The sequence below is a fragment of the Dictyobacter alpinus genome, from assembly GCF_003967575.1.
Lineage (GTDB): Bacteria > Chloroflexota > Ktedonobacteria > Ktedonobacterales > Ktedonobacteraceae > Dictyobacter > Dictyobacter alpinus.
The window spans coordinates 3554324-3572628 of record NZ_BIFT01000001.1; the positions used below are offsets into that span (position 1 = coordinate 3554324).

The following is an 18305-nucleotide window of genomic DNA, read 5'->3' on the forward strand; positions in this document are numbered from 1 at the left end:
TCAGGTAAGGAGTTAGCATGCCATCACAGGGTTATGTACGTTTTCCAAATATTTTCCAGGATCGTATTGTCTTTGTGGCCGAAGATGATCTCTGGCTCGTGTCAAGCGAAGGAGGGCGAGCCGAGCGCTTAACGGCCGGCGTTGGAGAAGTTCGCTATCCACACTTTTCGCCAGATGGTGAATTATTGGCCTTTGTGGGACGTGAAGAGGGTCCAAGTGAAGTTTATGTGATGCCCGCCGAGGGTGGGCCGGCCCAGCGTTTAACTTTCCAGGCCGGCAATTGTCGTGTGCTTGGCTGGTCGCCTGATGGCACTGAGATCCTATATTCGAGTAACTCGGGCCAGTTCGCGGGCCGCTTTGAAGTGATCTATGCCGTCAAGCCAGATGGAGGCGAGCCCCGGCAACTGCCGATGGGTATGGCTAATGATATTTCTTACAGCTCTGATGGTGGTGTGGTCATCGGGCGCAATATTAATATTCGCGAGTTCTCACACTGGAAGCGTTATCGAGGTGGTACCGCCGGCCACCTCTGGTGTGACCGTGAGGGGAAGGGTAGCTTTACACGTTTGCTGCAACTCAATGGCAACGTCGCTGATCCATGTTGGATTGGGGAACGTATCTATTTCCTTTCCGACCATGAGGGGGTTGGCAATATCTATTCCTGTACGCCAGATGGAGAAGATCTACGCCAGCACACACAGCATACAGATTTCTATGCGCGCCATCTTTCAAGTGATGGTAAGCGCCTGGTCTATCATTCCGGCGCGGACCTCTACCTGTTTGATCCACAGAGCGAGCAACTTACGCACCTGGAGATCTCCTTACCCAGTATTCGCACACAGCGTAGCCGCAAGTTTGTGCCGGCCGCCAACTATATGGATACCTATGCCTTACATCCTCAGGGACATATGCTGGCCCTGACCGCGCGTGGTAAAGCCTTCACACTGGGTAATTGGGAAGGGCCGGTTCTCCAATATGGGGAGCCTGATGGCGTGCGCTATCGCTACCTGGAGTGGTTGAGTGATGGGAAGCGCCTGGTAGCCATTCATGACGCTCCTGGACATGAAGAGCTGATCATCTTCACTCCCGATGCTTCAACGGAGCCCCAGACCTTTCCAGAGATCGAATTTGGCCGGGTGACCAATCTTGTTGTTTCACCGACCGAGAACGCCGTGGCGATCTCCAATCACCGTAATGAACTGATCCTGGTCAATCTCGATAAAAGTACTGCGCAGGTACTGGATCGTAGTGATGCGGGAAAGATCCAGGGGATTGATTGGTCTCCAGATGGAGCCTGGGTGGCCTATGGCTTCGCGCTAACGGCGAATAAAGTCGCCATCAAACTCTGCCAGATTGCGAGCGGTGAAACCCACCAGGTTACCAATCCGATTCTGGAGGATACCCGGCCATCCTTTGATCCTGAGGGCAAATACCTCTACTTCCTGGGCCAGCGTATCTTTAATCCTGTCTATGATAACCTGCACTTTGATCTTGGCTTCCCGCGTGGCGTCAAGCCCTATGCATTGATGCTGCGTAAAGATCTACGCTCACCTTTTATTCCCGAGACCAAGAATCCTGATGAGAAGGAGAAGGAAAAAGAGGAGAGTCGCGAGAAGCAGGCCAGGGACGATACTGAGATAAGTCAGAACGGGAATGAAGAGGGTAAAGAGAAGAAAGAGGAGAGTGGGAAACAGACGCCTGCTATCACGATTGATCTTGATGGTATCAGTGAGCGCATCCTGCCGTTTCCGGTGGCCGAGGGCCGCTATGCCAGTGTGCGTGGCATCAAAGGAAAGGTCTTATTCCTGTCCAGACCCGTTGAGGGCTCGATTCAGCATAACTCGAACAGCCGGGGTACGTTGGAATACTATGATTTTGATACCTATAAAACCGAGAAGTTGTTTGATGGTGTAGGGAGCTTTGATCTCGCGCGTGATGGTAAGATGCTGGTCTATAGCGCGAATCATCGCCTGCGTGTCGTAAAGGCGGGCGAGAAGCTGAAGCCGGAGGCGAATAATAATGACCGTCCCAGCCGTGAGAGCGGCTGGATTGATTTCCAGCGTATCAAGATCTCGGTACAGCCATCAGCCGAGTGGAAACAGATGTTCGCGGAAGCCTGGCGTTTACAGCGTGAGCAATTCTGGGCGGAAGATATGTCTGGTATTGACTGGGAAGGCATCTATAAGCAGTATGCGCCACTGGTTGAGCGTGTAAGTTCGCGCTCAGAGCTTTCAGACCTGCTATGGGAACTGCATGGGGAACTGGGCACCTCGCATGCCTATGAGATGGGTGGCGATACGCGCCATGGCCCTCACTATCGACAAGGTTTCCTGGGTGTGGATTGGAGCTATGATGCGGAACAGGAACGTTATCGCATTGCTCGTATCCTGAAAGGTGATCCTTCTGAGAGTCAGACGACCTCACCGTTTACCAGTCCCGGCTTGAATGTCAATGTTAATGATGCTGTACTGGCCATCAATGGGCAGCGCGTCGGACCGGCGCGTGGACCTCAGGAGTTGCTGGTCAATCTGGCTGGTCAAGAGGTACAGTTGACGATTGAGGATGCTGAGAGCAAGGAGACGCGTGTTGTGGTGGTCAAGGCGTTGGCCAATGAGACACCGGCCCGCTATCGTGAGTGGGTTGAGAGCAATCGTCGGCGCGTCCACGAGGTATCCGATAACCGTGTAGGTTATATTCATATTCCGGATATGGGCGGCAACGGCTACGCTGAGTTCCATCGTGGCTTCCTGTCGGAATATGATTATCCCGCGCTGCTGGTCGATGTACGCTGGAATGGTGGTGGACACGTCTCAGGCCTGCTACTAGAGAAACTGGCGCGTCGCCGTATCGGCTATGATTTCCCACGCTGGGGCCAGCCTGAGTCCTATCCAAGTGAGGCACCACGTGGACCGATGGTGGCCCTGACCAATGAGCACGCTGGCTCGGATGGTGACATCTTTAGCCATAGCTTTAAGCTCATGGGTCTGGGTCCATTGATCGGTAAGAGGACCTGGGGTGGTGTGATTGGTATCAATCCCAGCCATAAACTGGTGGATGGTACGGTCACCACGCAGCCTGAGTACTCGTTCTGGTTTAAAGATGTGGGCTGGAATGTCGAGAACTACGGGACCGATCCAGATATCGAGATCGATATCGCGCCCCAGGATTTTGTGCAGCAGCTTGATCCACAATTGGACCGGGCTATTGCCGAGTGCTTACGCCTGGTTGAGGAGTATCCAACCCTGGAACCAAAACCCGGTGAGCGCCCACGTCTGGGTCGCTTGTAAGTGTCTTGTAGATAAGAACTGACTCTCGATCCTCCTGAGAAGCAGGGGTGTAGGGCAGAGTGCCTTGCACCCCGTTTTTTGTGATTTTTTTCAGGGTAGACATTGCGACAAAGTTGTGACACTTTTGCGATATTTTCTCTACATATTCAGCATATACTTTCAATAACCAATGTGTAAGAGACAAAAAAGAAAGGCACAATTTTGATGCAGCAACCATCGCATGTCTGGCCGGAAAATGCGCGCCAGCAACAAACATATAGACAGCCTGAAAATCCATCCGCCCAATTTGATCCCCAGCAATATGAGCGCGGCTACACGGTACCGCCAATGGGAATTCCTGTGACGGGTACGACCTATCAGTATCCACCACAACAGGCATATAGACCTGCCATGCCTGCTGGCTATGCCGATTTTGCGTTTTCACGACCAGAGCCAACTATTGAGACCAGATTGGCCGCTGTGGTGAGCTATCTGGTGGGTTGGTTAACCGGGTTAGTATTGATCTTGTTCGTGAAAAACAATCGCTTCTTGCGTTTTCACGCGATGCAATCTCTGCTCTTCTTTGGTGGATACACCGTCTTCTTTATTGCGCTGGTGAGAATTGCTGAAGCGCATGTCTTTCTGTTGAGTGGCTTTGCCATTTTCGCGTTTGTGATGATGAATATCATTGCCTGTATTGGCTGGTTCGTGGGGATCATCGGGGCAGTAAGCGGAAAATATGTGAAATTGCCCTTTGTGGGTGAGTGGGCTGAACGCTTTGTTGATGGCAATCAGAATGGAACCGTGAAGTAAAGAGCAACTATATTGAGATATCGTACGTTGATCAATGGCCCTCCTGGTGATACGTTTTATGTATCAACGGAGGGCCATTGCACGCTTAGATAGAGATTATACGTTGATGTTTTGCTGGCGAATAGTGGTGAATTCGGCGGCCGTATTGATGGTCAGCAGTCCAGACTGGGCGGGACGGGCGGGATCATTAATTGAGAGCATTTCGGTGCCGTCCAGATAGATGGTGGTCTGTTCAGGTTGCTGGACGAGGAGCAGGGTATGCCATGAGGTAGGATCAAAGCTAGCGGGCAATGAGAGGACATGATTGACGACCGGGCTGATACCAATGGTCTCGACTGCCAGGCCCCAATGCTCGTGTTGCTTGAGTAAGCAGACCTGCAACTCATCGTGTTCTGTATATTGTGTCAGGATACCGAAGGCGCGCATGGTCTCTTCGCTGCCCTGTCGGATGCGCATGGTGGTGCTAAACTCGAAGTGTGCAAGTGCAGAACTATTCAGAATTCTGTGTTCCCCGGCAGAAATTTCTGTTTGTACGAGTGCATCTTCCTGGATATGCCAATTTGAAATGACGGTTTGATTTGCAATCATCGGTGTTTTCTATCCTTATAGGGATTCGTGTATGACTTTGTTTGAGCTAAAAATGATTACGAACATGCTTGATCAGGATAATGCTCCTGAAGGCATTATTATTGCTATTCATTGGATTAAGAAATTTTTTGAGCAACGTCAAAAAAGCTATCTTTGTCGGGGTAAAACGGCTCCTGGTGGCGTTTTGCTCCCTGGAGAGCCTGGACTGCAGAAAACAATCTAGCGATCGACTAAAACTCTAGCATACTTCCTGCTCCCAGTCAATTATAACCCTACCACAATTTTTGCTGTGCTAGAGGCAGGCATGTGTGTTGGCAGGCCCCTCCAATGGTCTTATCTTTTCAGTAAATCCTTCCTACAAAGACATGACTTTTCTCCTGACTTTTGGGGGAGAGTCTCTACCTGGCTTCTACGTTTCTATCTTCTATCTTTCTAGATCATGCTTCTATGCTGCTTTGCTCTTGAAACGAAAAATGTAAACCATAAATGGTCAGTCTATATAATGGCCTTAGGGAGCATGGGGCACGTGCCTGGCCATGTTCACCTTTACATGATCACGTGTTTGAGGGACATTTCTTATGTGAACGGGCAGCAGGGGCAAGACCTGCCGCTACGTTGTGTGTTTTGTGGTAGAAAGGTTGTTGTGGTGTTTGAATTTCTGAAATATATTTCACGTCTAAACCGATCACTGCTATTTTTATTCATTTTGTTGAGTTGTGTGAGCTCTGTGACGGGTGTGTCTGTACGGCATAAAGGCTCTGGCCCTATTGGGGCGTTGACGCATGCCACAAAGGGTATGTATCTGGAGCGCTGGAAACTGAAGAGTCCTCCTGCTGATGCTGATTGTCGTAAACAGATGCAGATGTCCTGCTATAGTCCGAATGAAATTCGTACCGCTTATGGTATAAATACTGTGCTGAAGGCTGGCTACACAGGCGCTGGTGAGACGATCGTGATTGTTGATTCGTTTGGCAGTCCAGATCCTGTAAAGGACTTACACCAGTTTGATGTGGATTATGGTTTGCCTGATCCCCCCTCCTTTAAGGTGTTGCATCCACTGGGAGCCGTCAAATTTGATGCGAATAACACTGATCAAGTGGGCTGGGCCCAGGAAACAAACCTGGATATTCAGTGGGCACATGTGATTGCGCCAGGAGCCAATATTGTGCTGCTGACCAGTCCCGTTTCAGAGACACAGGGTGTACAGGGGTTGCCTGAATTTCTCAAGTTAGAGCAGTATGCGTTGAATCATCATCTGGGAAAAATCTTCTCTCAGAGTTGGGGCGCCACTGAAGAGACGCTCTTTACGCCGGAGGGCAAGAAAGTTCTTAATGATTTTGAAAAGTTCTATCAACAGGCGAGCAAACAGGGAGTTACCTTCTTAGCGTCGGCTGGAGATACAGGAGCCTCCAATCCTGATACAAATAACAATACCTATCCTTTCCCGACCATTGGTTTTCCGGCTAATTCGCCATTGGTAACCTCAGTTGGAGGGACCAGCCTGTTTGCCGATACCGCGGGTAACTATCAGTCTGAGATGGCCTGGAATCAAGGGGTGGGTAGCTCGACCGGAGGTGGCTATAGTCGCTATTATAAAGCTCCTTATTATCAACAAAAGTATTTATCGGCTGGCGCAAAAAGTATGGCCCGTGGCTTTCGAGGTGTGCCAGATGTAGCCTTTAATGGTGATCCGCTGACCAGTGTTCCTGTCTATCTGGGCTTTATGCCTCAGCCTGGCTACTATATGTTTGGTGGCACCAGCGCGGGTGCTCCACAGTGGGCCGGCTTGATCGCCGATGCCAATCAGATGGCCAGGCATCCGTTGGGAAGTATCAACGAAACGTTGTATAGAATTGGATCTGATCCTGTTCTGTATGCGCGGGCCTTTAATGATATTACCTTTGGTGACAACACACAGGGAAAGATCAAAGGCTATAAAGCCGGTGCAGGTTGGGATGCGGTAACCGGTTGGGGGACACCCAAAGCGAATATTCTCTTACCGCTCCTGGTTAATCCGCCTAAATAATCAGGGTATGGGTGCCTAAAAGCCGTCCTCTCTGTGAGGGCGGCTCTTTTTATGGAGTAAGATCGTTTTTGACGTTCCAGACCTGGACCGAGCCATTGCCGTTGGCTGAGACGACGTGCTTGCTGTCTGAAAGCCAGGTGATGGCATAGGTTGATGTGGTGCGCACCGGAAAAATTGAGGCATGGGTAGCGGTGGCGGCATCCCAGATATGCACTTTCAGGTCTTTGCTGGCTGAGGCAATCCAGTTGCCGTCGGGTGACCAGAGGACGGTGCTGACCCAGGTGGCATGGCCGCGGTATTGACAGAGGAGATGGCCTTTATTGAGTGGCTCCCAGAGGTGGACGACATTGTCTTCGCCGCCAGAGGCGATGGCTTTACCATTAGGTGACCAGTTGAGGGCTCGGACCCAGGTAGAATGGTTGCGATAGCCAGAGAGCTTTTTGCCCTGCTGACAATCCCAGATATGGATATCATGCCAGGCGCCAGAGGCGATGACCTTACCATTGGGTGACCAGGCGATGGAACGGACCCAGTTGGTATGGCCGCTATAAAGCAATTGTCTCTCTCCGTTGTCTGCACTCCAGATATGGATGGCGTTATCTGAGCCATTGCTGGTCGAGGCCAGAGAGCGACTATCAGGAGACCAGGCCAGTGCCAGGACCATGCCTTTGTGTTCATCGTAGGTTGTCTGGCATTGACCTGTGACGGTATTCCAGACATGGATTGACTGATCCAGGCCTGCGGAAGCGATCCAGCGTCCATCGGGCGACCAGACGATGGTGGTAATACTGCCCAGGTGCTCTTTATAGAGTAAGATACACTCTCCTGTTGTGGCTCCACGTACCTGAAGGATACGATCGTGTCCTCCATAGGCGATACGCCGTTTGTCGGGCGACCAGGCGACAGTATAGACGACATCACCTGTGGTTCTTCCAGGTGAATGATCAGGGCTTGTGTCGTTGCTGGATCTGGCGTCTGACGCTATTGGTGACTCATAAGACGTAACCGGGGGCAGGGCAGCGTTCCCCTGCTCTAAAAGGGCGGTCTCTTCCAGGTTGCGCGCGAACTCCTGCACGCTAGCAAAGCGTAGCCTGGGATCTTTCTCCAGAGCACGCATAATGACCCCTTCGAGGGCCGGTGAGATCTCGGGGAGCCATTCTCTAATTGAAGGTGGACGGGTAAAGGCGTGTTGGACTACCACTTCCTCATAGGTGCCCTGGAATGGACGTTTGCCGCAGAGCCATTCATAGGTGACGATGCCCAGCGCATATTGATCGCTGGCAGGCTGTGGTCTTCCTCGGGCCTGTTCAGGAGCCATATAGGCAATTGTCCCAGATACATCACGGAGTTCGTTGCGCGAGGAACTCTGGGCCATCACAGCCAGGCCAAAGTCGCTAAGTAGGAGCTCATTGTTGCGTCCCAGGAGAATATTCTCTGGCTTGATATCGCGATGAATCAGTTTGGCCTGATGGGCAAAATCGAGAGCACTGGCAATCTGCTTAATAAAAGCAACTACCTGTTGGAGAGGGAGGCGTGTGCCCTTTGGATAGCGTTGGCGCAAAGAGCCATTGGGTGCATAGCTCATCACCAAAAATGGCAGATCATCCTCGACCCCGAAGTCGAGGATACGGACAATATGAGAATGCTCTAGCTGTGCAACTATACGTGCTTCTTGACGAAAATGCTGGATCTCATCGAGCGAGAGACGCGTATCAAGTATTTTTATCGCGGCACAGGTGCCAAGGTGAATATGCTCGCCCAGATAGACATCAGCAAATCCTCCATGCCCGAGCAATCGGGTAAGCCGATAATGACCAATCTGTTGACCGCTATGGTCGGACATACGAAATCTTCCTAGAATAAACGCTGCTCTTGTAGCTGCTTTAAAAGTAAAATATCTTTAAGAAGAGTATAGACGGGATAGCCTGAAAAGAAAAGGTGCCACGCTAAGATTTCTCAGCAAGAGTCCACTTGAGCTTACCATGAATTAGAACCCTGAGAATGGATTTAAGAAATACTTAACCATTTTTGTAAAGCGCGAAAAACTGTATCCTATCTCCTCCTGGCAATCGTATATATCTCAGAACGGTGAGAACGGAAGTTAAAATAGCTCTCCCGAACTTGAATAATCATTTTAAGTACTGAACATTTCTCAGTAACATTTGTAAAGATAATTTAGAAGGAGTTCTAATCATGGCAGTTGCAAGCTTAACAACATTCGCAGCAGTTGAAGTTGGAGCCATCATCTGGTGGTTGGTTGTCGGTCTGATCGCTGGCGCTCTGGCTGGTCTGGTCATGCGCGGTGGCGGTTATGGTATCGTCGGCGACATCATCGTTGGCCTCGTAGGCGCTCTGGTTGGTGGTTTCGTTGCAGGCCTGTTCGGTCTTGGTTCTAGCGGCTTTGTTGGTTCAATCATCATCGCTTTCATCGGTGCTTGTATCTTCATCGCCATCCTGCGTGCTGTTAGCGGTAGCCGCACACGTAGCCGCTTGTAAGACAAGCCTCATAATAGAGCAAAACTTTTCAGCGATCCCTCAACTGACTGACAGTTGAGGGATCGCTGTTTTTTTTGTCTGTAGTTGCTTGTTACGATATGCTATAGTAGGAAAAATATTCATATGTGTAGATCACAAAAGATGAGAGCCAGTTATGTTCAATATGTATCCAACTGATCGCGAGTCTCTGGAGCGGGACTGCGATCTAGAATTTTTTATTGGTAGTGGTCCCGGTGGACAGCATCGCAATAAGGTGGAATCTGGTGTGCGCCTGACACATCGTCCTACGGGAGTGGTGGTTACGGCCACGGAACGTCGCTCGCAGCACGCGAATCGCGATGTTGCTTTTGAGCGCATGGCTGCGCGTTTAGAAGAGATGCAACGGCCACGCGTCCCACGCAAAGCTACCCGTCCGACCAGGGCCAGCCGCGAACGTCGCCTGGGTGCTAAACGCGTGCTGAGCCAGCGCAAGCAGATGCGTTCAAGTCCTCAGGAGTAAATTTTTCGCAGCTTCTGCGTGTGTATGTGGTGAAAACGAAGAGAATAAAATCCGATTCAAGGAGTTTACCGTGATAGTGTGGGAAATTCTCTCTCTTTCTGTATTTTGTGTTATTACGGGTGGCCTGTTGTGGGGGAGCCGTAAGCTACAGTGGCAGGCCAGGCCGTCACGCTATTTCGTGTTGAGTTTGCTCTGCCTGACAGCTTTTCTTTTTGCCAGTTGTGAGCGAGGCTCTAATACAGGTACATCTGCGTCGAGCCAGAGCAGTACGCCAGTCACTTCAACCTCTACTAAAGCGCAGTCCTCGACGACGAATACCTGGGATGATTGGTTTAGCTATCATCGTGATGCCATGCACAGTGGTTATATTCCTTCGACGCCAGATCCTCAGAAGTTGACGCGGGCCTGGAAGACGAAACTGGATGGTGCCGTCTACGCCGAACCATTAATGGTCAAGAACCATCTGATCGTCGTTACCGAGGGCGATACCGTCTATTCGATGGATCCTCAGACGGGTGCGGTGAACTGGCAAACCAACGTTGGCACCCCTGTTGATCGCTCGACCCTACCCTGTGGAAACATTGATCCACTGGGCATTACCGGTACGCCCGTGTATGATCCTGCTACAGGATTGATCTTTGCCGTGGCTGAGATCAGTGGTCCACAGCACATTCTGGTGGCGGTTGACGCCGGCTCGGGAAAGGTGATGCAGCGAAAGGTGGTTGATGTGGATGGGATGGAGCCAGCCGTGCATCAGCAGCGGGCAGCGTTAGCGCTGGCTAATGGTATGGTATATATCGCCTATGGTGGGCTTGCGGGCGATTGTGGCAACTACCGTGGTACCGTTGTGGCGGCACGTACAGACGGGAAAGGGGATCTACTCTCCTATCGTGTGCCTACGCCGCGTGAGGGAGGTATCTGGGCTACCTCTGGCCCGATTATAGATAAGGCGGGCAACGTCTTTGTTTCGGTTGGTAATGGTGAAGTAACCAGCGGTGATTGGGATCATAGTGATTCTGTCCTGCGCCTCTCACCACAGCTCAAATTGGAAGATGGCTTCGCACCCCAGGATTGGCAGGATGAAAATAGTCATGATACCGACCTCGGCTCAATGGGTCCGGCCCTACTCCCTGATGATCTGGCCTTTGTTGCCGGTAAATCTGGTAAGGGTTATGTCCTGCATGCCAATGCGTTGGGTGGTGTGGGTGGACAGCTATCTGAGACCAAGATCTGCGATACACTGGCTATGGGTGGTGGGGCCATCGTTGCTTCACAGGTACTAGTACCCTGTAACGATGGTCTACGTAAGATCACGGTTGCGCCCGATGGGAAGGTCACGGTTGACTGGCGTGCGAATCAGATACAGATGCCAGCGGTCATCGGTGGACATACCGTGTATGGATTGGATGGTGGCGGTAACCTGTATGCCGTAGATATCGCTACTGGCAAGCTACGCGCCAGTGCCGGTCTGGAAGAATCTATACCGCACTTCTCCACCCCAATGCTCTCAGGAAGAAGCCTGTTCTTTGGTACCGACAGTGGCGTGGGAGCCATTACATTCGCATAGATAATAGCAAGATAATGGCACGCTTTTTTCACACAATTGAAAGGCGTGCCATACTTTATTTTTCGCTCTCAATATTTTGTTCGACCCAGAGCATAACCTGCTTAAAGGAAACTTTTCCCTGCGACATCAATGGTTTGATCGCTGGATGGCGGGTGACCTGCTCAATAAAGCGATCTCTGTTCTCAGGTGCCAGGCTAGCTGGATATTGGGCATGCGCCGTGGCGATTGATTCCCGAATAGCCCGTTGCGCGACCTCCTGAGGCGTGCCCGCTGGCTGTTGTGGAGCAGGTGCGCTGGTCACCGGCGGATCTACTGGAGCCTCTACAGGAGCAGGTGCTACCTCAACTGGCGCAGGGACCGCCTCAGGCGCTGCGACAGGAGTAGGAGTGGTATTGCCCCCATAGAGGCCACTGAGCCAGCTATGGAGCTCCTGAGCCTGCTGTGGATCCAATTGCAGTGGGCGTAGGAGGGTTGGTGCCTGAATCTGCAATGCACCCTCCTCATCCACGCTAATTGAATACATTCCGATCTGTTTTTTACCCCTCATAATAAGGTCCTTTCCTTTTTTGCGTAGCGGCAGGTCTCGCCCCTGCTACCGGTAAAATTATGATATATTGCTTAAACACGTGGTGCTGAACCTGGTAAATCGAAGCGTGTCCAGCATATGGTTTGGACCTGGTCGTACGTTGGACCGGTAGCAGGGGCAAGCCCTGCCGTTACGCCAGGGGGCATGCGTGAGTTCTTATGCCCATTTCATCTGGATATTATCGTATCATATGGTTCCACACATTTCAAAAAGAGAGAAGCTTACGATCTGTGGTCCAGGTTGTAAGCTTCTCGGGTATGGATAGAGATGGTAAGGACTAGTGCCAGGCGCTTACTTTGTCGAGGGCCTGCAGGTCTTCCTGGGTGAGTTTCAATTCAGGAGCCTGGAGGAGTTCGGTGGTGTGCTCGACGGAGGTGGCGCTGGCGATTGGTGCGGTGACACCGGGCTGTGCTAGCAGCCAGGCCAGGGCTACCTGGGTGATGGTGGCGTTATGGGCCTGGGCGATCTTTTCGACCTGTTCCAGGACTTTGAAGCCGCGCTCGTTCATGTATTTGCCTTGAATTCCCTGGGCTCGTGGACTGGATGGCAATTGCTGGCCGCTGCGATATTTTCCGGTGAGGAAGCCGCTGGCCAGGGATGAGTAGGTGATGACACCGATCTGCTGTTCTACACAGAGTGCCTGTAGGGCCTGCTCATAGGTGGCACGATCCAGTAGGTGATAGGGTGGCTGCAAACTTTCGTAGCGAGCATAGCCATGTTGTGTGCTGACTTGTAGGGCTTCTGTGAGTCGTTCCGCGCTATAGTTTGAGGCACCAATGTAGCGTACTTTGCCAGCTTTGACCAGATCATTGAAGGCTCCAAGGGTCTCTTCCAGGGGGACCGTGGGGTCGTCGGCATGGGCCTGGTAAAGGTCGATGTAGTCTGTCTGTAAGCGGCGTAATGAATCTTCAACACCCTGAATGATGTGTTGGCGTGAGAGACCCTTCTCGCCGTTGCCCATCTGCATGCCGACTTTGGTGGCGAGGATGATCTGTTCACGGTTCTTGTGCTGTGCCAGCCATTTACCCAGTACTACTTCCGATTCACCACCACTATGGCCAGGGGCCCAGGCTGAATAGACATCTGCTGTATCGATGAAATTGCCGCCGCCGTTGATAAAAGTATCCAGGACCGCGAATGAGGTAGGCTCGTCAGTGGTCCAGCCGAATACGTTTCCACCCAGACAAATAGCGGATACTTCTAAGTTGGTACGACCAAGTTTGCGGGTAAGCATAATGTATTACTCCTTGTTGATTGGGAATGTAAGCCTCAAGAGGCTATTAACCTCTCTTTCCATAACACGGTTTGGTTGGCATAAAAGGTCTCCACTTGAAAGTTATAGGATATGGATAATGTATGTATTTGTGTATTGATGAAAGGAAATGTCATGGCCTCTTTAAGCGCTGACTGTCGGGAGTTTTTAGAGAAGGATACGCGTACCGGAAAGCTGGCTACGGTGCGGGCTGATGGGCGTCCACATGTGGTGCCGATCTGGTTTGTGCTGGATGGTGATACGCTGGTCTTTAATACTGGAGAAACAACGGTGAAGGGTCATAATATGCGCCGCACGGGACAGGCTTGTATCTGTGTGGATGAAGAGATTGTTCCCTATGCCTATGCGATGATCGAGGGGATCGTGGAGCTTTCTGATAATCTGACCGAGGTCAGGGATTGGGCAACCAGGATCGCGGCTCGTTATATGGGTGAGGATCTGGCGGAGTCTTATGGCGCTCGGAATGGGGTAGCGGGCGAGTTGCTGGTGCGCCTGACACCGACAAAAGTGGTTTTTCAAAAAGATGTAGCTCATTAAGAAGATGCTGCTGCGTCCTGTGTTGTTTTCGCTGTTAGAAACGAAACGTTCTCCTGGGTAGTAATATGGATAGAGGATATACTAGCGTATAAAGATTGGAGAATGTCTTATGTCAGCGACCGAAACGTTAGAGAATAGCCATACGAAGGTTATTCAGGCACTTGATGATCTACCTGAGGCAATGTGGGATATGCCAGGTGTCAGTGGTGACTGGTCAGCCAAGGATGTTGTCGCCCATCTGACTTCCTATGAATTGCTGTTGATAGATGTGTTACAGGCGGTACAACAGGGGACGCAGCCTTCTCCTTATGTGCTCAGGTGGAATGCTTCGCTTGAAACCTTTAATCAGGAGGCGGTCGAAGCGCGGCGCTATCATACGGCGCAACAGGTGATGAATGAGTATCAGGATGCGCAGGTGCGCTCCACGTCGGAACTGGCCTCGCTTCCTCCTGAAATGTTGGAGCGCAAAGGGACTATGCCCTGGTATCGTTCAGGCGAGGCCAGTGCCACGGAACTGGTGGAGCGCCTGGGGGCGCATATGAACCATCACAGTGAGCAGATTGTGCAATTCCGTGAAGCGCATAAGGATAGCGAGTAGGGACGGGCGGCGTTTAGCGGTGCTTCCCTTTCGGCATCTCATGGCCATTGTTCGCGGCCTCCGCCACTTCTTGCAGCGTGCTGCCAGCCGAAGCTTCGACGGCTGCCAGCACCGCTCCCTCGACCAGAGGGGCTGTACTGATGAGGACCCGTTCACGTTCTTGAGGATCCAACATCTCTAGAGCCATCTCGGCTACCATGACCGCGCTACCTAGATCCAGGAGAACCAGGGTCCCCTCAGGATTCGCGGCTTTCTGGAGGGCGGCGGTAACTTTATCGATCGAGGTTCCAATCGAACCATCATCGGTTCCACCCGCAACCGCGATGGTAACCTCGCCCATTGACATCTGTCCAGCTAGCTCAGCTACACCTTCCGCGAGGCGAGCGCTATGCGACACAATCACAATACCAACAGCCAAAAGAAGCCTCCTTTTTTATGATGCAACAGTATCAGCGAGCGCCTGTACGATGAGCCAGCTTGAGGTGGCACCAGGATCCTGGTGGCCAACGCTGCGTTCACCGAGATAGCTGGCGCGTCCTTTAGTCGCGGTCAAGCCGATCGTGGACTGCATACCGCTTGCGGCGCTGGCCGCCATACGCTTGAGTAGCTCTGGTATGTCAACCTGTTCGAGCTGTGCCTGTTTGCCAGCCTCGATAGCCGGTATCAGAGCATCCAGCATCGTCTTCTCGCCCGCCTGGGCTTTGCCACGGGCCTTCACGCCTTCAACAGCCGCTTCAAACATCGCAACGATGTCAGCGGTCTCCAGCGCCTTTTTCCCGGTTGTAGCCATACCAGCGCGCAAGAACGCCGTTCCATAGAGCGGTCCACTGGCCCCTCCAACGGTCGAGACCAGCGTTGTCCCCACAGTCTTCAGCAGTGTACCGATATCGGCTTCTTGCATATCCGCGATTTTGGTGATCACGGCATTGAAGCCACGATCCATATTACTGCCATGATCGGCATCGCCAATCGCTGAATCAAGCTCTGTCAGATACGCATTATTCTCATGCAGCACCTGCGCTGAACGTTGCAACCACTGTAAAATAGTTTCATTAGTGACAGGCATGGTTTCCTCCAGACCTTTCCTAATGCTTTAGCGCTATATCCCTCAGCATATGAGCCGTATGTGAGCGGCGTGCACGTATGCTTTTCAAGGGCATACCAATTTTGCTATCGCATCTCTATTAAAACACATTTAGCGCCCCCAGCGTAGCGCAGGCGTTTGAACTGGAGCATCCCAATATTTTGTGAGCTGCTCATCCAGCCGAACCAGGGTAATGGAGCAGCCAGCCATCTCAAGGGATGTAATATAATTGCCAACCAGTGAGCGACTGATGCTGATCGATTTGCCTTTGAGGATGCGTTGGAGTTCATTAAATACGATATACAACTCAATTAAGGGTGTGCCGCCCATGCCATTCACCAGTGCCAGTACCTCATCGCCGGCTTTGAGTCCCAGGTCATCAACCACAGGATTCGTTAGGATCTCGGTGATCTCGGCGGCATTGGCTAACTTCTCGCGGCGGCGACCGGGTTCGCCATGGATGCCGATTCCTATCTCCATTTCGTCCTCGCCTAACTCAAAGGTAGGTTTGCCGGCGGCCGGAACCGTAGATGAGGTCAGCGCCATGCCCATACTGCGGCCCTGGCTATTGACTTTGTGGGCCAGTTCGGCCACCTGTTTGAGTGGCGCGCCCGTCTCGGCCAATCCACCGACAATCTTTTCCAGCAGGACGGTAACGCCCACACCACGGCGACCAGCCGTATACAGGCTATCCTGTACCGCCACATCATCATTGGTAACCACGCTCACAACTTCAATGCCTTCGCCGGCCCCCAGTTCGGCCGCCATCTCAAAGTTCATGACATCGCCAGTATAGTTCTTGATGATGTGTAGCACGCCAGCACCACCATTGACCGCCCGTGTGGCCGCCAGCATCTGGTCAGGGACCGGAGAGGTAAAGATCGCGCCCGGGCAGGCGGCATCCAGCATGCCATAGCCGACATAGCCACCATGCATCGGCTCATGTCCACTGCCGCCGCCAGAGACAAGACCGACTTTGTTTTTGACGGGCGCATCTTTGCGCACAATAATTTGCTGCTCAACATCGACGTTGAGCAGATCGGGATATGCGCCAGCCATACCAAGTAGCGTATCTCTCACCACATCTTCGGGTTTATTAATGAGCTTCTTCATTCTGCTCCCTCTGGCATTTATGAGAGGATAGGCATAACTTGCACCTATCCTCTTTTTCTTTTTAGTATACGCGATACGTTCATGCGCATCTATACAAGCGTGTGGGCGGCATTCACGCGTGCTTCTGTATATCGTGCCGTGCCTAACGTTTTTCGGCTACGACTTGATCCTGGATCCGGGAACGATAAGTTTGGGTCAGGTCTTGTTGCTCTGTTGCTTGCCAGTTGATCTCGCGAGCCATCAAGCGAGCGACCTCCTCAACGACTCCCTGACCGCGTTCGCGATCTTCAAGCACGATAGAGGTGCGGCGCTCCAGGATGTCGGATGGTTTCATCGCCATTTCATAGCGGCAGGCATAGATGACCTCGGCTTTGATATAGGGTAGATCGCTGATCAATTGTTCTTTCAGGGAGGTATCCTGTTCGATCAGGTCCATGATCAGGTTAGCGTTTGAGCCATAAGCACCGCCGAGATGCTTGATGATCTCATTGCTCAGGCCAAGGCGAGCACCATGCCGTTGGATCTCATGCTGGGCCACCGGCCACGCGGCACTACCCTGAAGTGGGAGCGACTGGGTTGGATGGATTGGCTTGACGTTATCGCGTCGATTAATCAGATCCATCGTATCCTGCGCCATGCGCCGATAGGTGGTTAACTTGCCGCCGGTAATGGTAACCAGGCCGGATGGACTCTCAATGACGGCATGGGTACGTGAAAGCTTGGCGGTTGAGCGACCTTTCTGGCGTGGCTTGACCAGTGGGCGATAGCCGGCATAGGTACTGATAATATCGTCTTCGGTCAGGTGTACCGTCAGATAGCGGTTCAGATACTTGAGCAGGTAGGCAATGTCGTCCTGGGACGAGGTTGGATGATTGAGATCACCCGAGCCAGTATCAGTTGTGCCATAGATGACGCGGGATTCCCAGGGGACAAGGAACAGGATGCGCTTATCCTCGGTCTCCGGGAGTACGATGGCGTCATCTCCGATCTGGATGTCTTCGCGTGAAAGGACGAGGTGGACGCCCTTACTGGGCTCAACCTGGATCTGCGGTGTCTCGCCGGTTAACGCCTCAACCTCTTCAGAGAAGACACCGGTAGCGTTGATAATGTGGCGGGCATGGATCGTAAATTGCTGACCACCAATATTGTCTTTGACAATCGCGCCGGTGAGATGCTCACCCTTCTTGTCAAAGCCGGTGACCTCAGCATAGTTGGCCGTAACCGCCCCATAGCGAGCGGCCGTCTTGAGCAGCGTCATGGTCAGGCGCACATCATTGGTCTGGCCATCGTAATAGATGAAGCCCTCTTTGAGTCCTTCGGGATTAAGGGTAGGGGCGCGTCGCAGTACCTCTTCACGGCTAATGTGGCTATGATGCGACATATTGCGGCGACCAGCCATACCATCATACATCCAGAGACCGATATCGAGCAGACGATTGAGTCCAATGCCCTTAGGAGTGGTAAATGGCATACCGACAGGATGCATATCGCCTTCATAAATAGGCAAGACAAACGCTACAGGATTGACCAGGAAAGGAGCGTTTTGGAGCAAGAGTCCACGCTCAACCAGGGCCTCATGGACCAGGGCGAAATCAAAATTTGGCAGATAGCGAATACCGCCATGCACAAGCTTGGTCGATTTACTACTGGTGCCGCTGGCGAAGTCATATTTTTCGACCAGCGCGACCGAATAGCCGCGTGCGCTGGCATCCAGGGCGACACCCATGCCGGTGACGCCTCCGCCGATGACCAGGATATCAAACGTGGTATTCGCCAGTTCATTCAAGTTAGACGCGCGTTCGCGTGAGGATAGGGATTGCATAAGTTAGTATTTACGAAAATAGGGAGAGAGGGAACGT

At 52.0% G+C, this 18305-nt stretch carries 17 protein-coding genes; 9 read left to right on the forward strand and 8 right to left on the reverse strand.

Annotated features, from left to right (window positions below):
* Nucleotides 1-17 precede the first annotated feature (17 nt).
* Nucleotides 18-3287 (forward strand): S41 family peptidase, encoded by a 3270-nt coding sequence (locus tag EL633_RS14135; RefSeq protein WP_126627796.1) that lies wholly within the window; start codon nt 18-20, stop codon nt 3285-3287.
* A gap of 204 nt (nt 3288-3491) precedes the next feature.
* Nucleotides 3492-4079: a DUF4870 domain-containing protein gene (locus EL633_RS14140; RefSeq protein ID WP_126627797.1), complete on the forward strand. Its 588-nt coding sequence runs from the start codon at nt 3492-3494 to the stop codon at nt 4077-4079.
* A 96-nt stretch (nt 4080-4175) separates the two neighbouring features.
* On the opposite strand, the gene EL633_RS14145 is transcribed toward EL633_RS14140, so the two are convergent.
* Nucleotides 4176-4667 (reverse strand): hypothetical protein, encoded by a 492-nt coding sequence (locus EL633_RS14145; protein ID WP_126627798.1) that lies wholly within the window; start codon nt 4665-4667, stop codon nt 4176-4178.
* 31 nt (nt 4668-4698) lie between these two features.
* On the opposite strand from EL633_RS14145, the gene EL633_RS14150 reads away from it, so the two are divergent.
* Together EL633_RS14150 and EL633_RS14155 are read left to right on the forward strand one after the other, a co-directional pair.
* On the forward strand, nt 4699-4890 hold the full coding sequence (locus EL633_RS14150) for a hypothetical protein (RefSeq protein ID WP_126627799.1): 192 nt from the start codon (nt 4699-4701) through the stop codon (nt 4888-4890).
* Nucleotides 4891-5385: 495 nt separating this feature from the next.
* Nucleotides 5386-6693 (forward strand): S53 family peptidase, encoded by a 1308-nt coding sequence (locus EL633_RS14155; protein ID WP_161982141.1) that lies wholly within the window; start codon nt 5386-5388, stop codon nt 6691-6693.
* Nucleotides 6694-6742: 49 nt separating this feature from the next.
* On the opposite strand, the gene EL633_RS14160 is transcribed toward EL633_RS14155, so the two are convergent.
* Nucleotides 6743-8536 (reverse strand): WD40 repeat domain-containing serine/threonine protein kinase, encoded by a 1794-nt coding sequence (locus EL633_RS14160; RefSeq protein ID WP_126627801.1) that lies wholly within the window; start codon nt 8534-8536, stop codon nt 6743-6745.
* 350 nt (nt 8537-8886) lie between these two features.
* On the opposite strand from EL633_RS14160, the gene EL633_RS14165 reads away from it, so the two are divergent.
* The 3 genes from EL633_RS14165 (at nt 8887) to EL633_RS14175 (ending at nt 11255) form a co-directional block, all read left to right on the forward strand.
* Nucleotides 8887-9189 carry a GlsB/YeaQ/YmgE family stress response membrane protein gene (locus tag EL633_RS14165; protein ID WP_126627802.1) on the forward strand — a complete coding sequence of 101 codons (303 nt, stop codon included), beginning with the start codon at nt 8887-8889 and terminating at the stop codon, nt 9187-9189.
* Nucleotides 9190-9343: 154 nt separating this feature from the next.
* Nucleotides 9344-9688: a peptide chain release factor family protein gene (locus EL633_RS14170; RefSeq protein ID WP_126627803.1), complete on the forward strand. Its 345-nt coding sequence runs from the start codon at nt 9344-9346 to the stop codon at nt 9686-9688.
* A 70-nt stretch (nt 9689-9758) separates the two neighbouring features.
* A complete protein-coding gene (locus EL633_RS14175; RefSeq protein WP_126627804.1) occupies nt 9759-11255 on the forward strand; it encodes an outer membrane protein assembly factor BamB family protein in 1497 nt (498 codons plus the stop codon).
* 55 nt (nt 11256-11310) lie between these two features.
* Here EL633_RS14175 and EL633_RS14180 read toward each other — a convergent pair whose 3' ends face one another.
* Both EL633_RS14180 and EL633_RS14185 read right to left on the reverse strand, forming a co-directional pair.
* Nucleotides 11311-11802, reverse strand: coding sequence for a hypothetical protein (locus EL633_RS14180; protein ID WP_126627805.1), 492 nt, complete (start codon nt 11800-11802; stop codon nt 11311-11313).
* Nucleotides 11803-12118: 316 nt separating this feature from the next.
* The gene (locus EL633_RS14185; protein WP_126627806.1) at nt 12119-13075 is read right to left on the reverse strand and encodes an aldo/keto reductase; all 957 of its coding nucleotides are present in this window, start codon (nt 13073-13075) and stop codon (nt 12119-12121) included.
* Nucleotides 13076-13228: 153 nt separating this feature from the next.
* Here EL633_RS14185 and EL633_RS14190 point away from each other — a divergent pair, with 153 nt between their 5' ends.
* On the forward strand, nt 13229-13651 hold the full coding sequence (locus EL633_RS14190) for a PPOX class F420-dependent oxidoreductase (RefSeq protein WP_126627807.1): 423 nt from the start codon (nt 13229-13231) through the stop codon (nt 13649-13651).
* A 109-nt stretch (nt 13652-13760) separates the two neighbouring features.
* Nucleotides 13761-14249: a DinB family protein gene (locus EL633_RS14195; protein ID WP_126627808.1), complete on the forward strand. Its 489-nt coding sequence runs from the start codon at nt 13761-13763 to the stop codon at nt 14247-14249.
* A gap of 13 nt (nt 14250-14262) precedes the next feature.
* On the opposite strand, the gene dhaM is transcribed toward EL633_RS14195, so the two are convergent.
* From dhaM to EL633_RS14215, 4 genes are all read right to left on the reverse strand, one after another.
* Nucleotides 14263-14667: a dihydroxyacetone kinase phosphoryl donor subunit DhaM gene (dhaM, locus tag EL633_RS14200; RefSeq protein WP_126627809.1), complete on the reverse strand. Its 405-nt coding sequence runs from the start codon at nt 14665-14667 to the stop codon at nt 14263-14265.
* Between the two features lie 15 nt (nt 14668-14682).
* Complete coding sequence (dhaL, locus tag EL633_RS14205) at nt 14683-15315, reverse strand: dihydroxyacetone kinase subunit DhaL (protein WP_126627810.1); 633 nt, start codon at nt 15313-15315, stop codon at nt 14683-14685.
* Nucleotides 15316-15444: 129 nt separating this feature from the next.
* Nucleotides 15445-16446: a dihydroxyacetone kinase subunit DhaK gene (dhaK, locus tag EL633_RS14210; protein ID WP_126627811.1), complete on the reverse strand. Its 1002-nt coding sequence runs from the start codon at nt 16444-16446 to the stop codon at nt 15445-15447.
* 142 nt (nt 16447-16588) lie between these two features.
* Complete coding sequence (locus tag EL633_RS14215) at nt 16589-18268, reverse strand: glycerol-3-phosphate dehydrogenase/oxidase (RefSeq protein ID WP_126627812.1); 1680 nt, start codon at nt 18266-18268, stop codon at nt 16589-16591.
* Nucleotides 18269-18305: the final 37 nt, after the last annotated feature.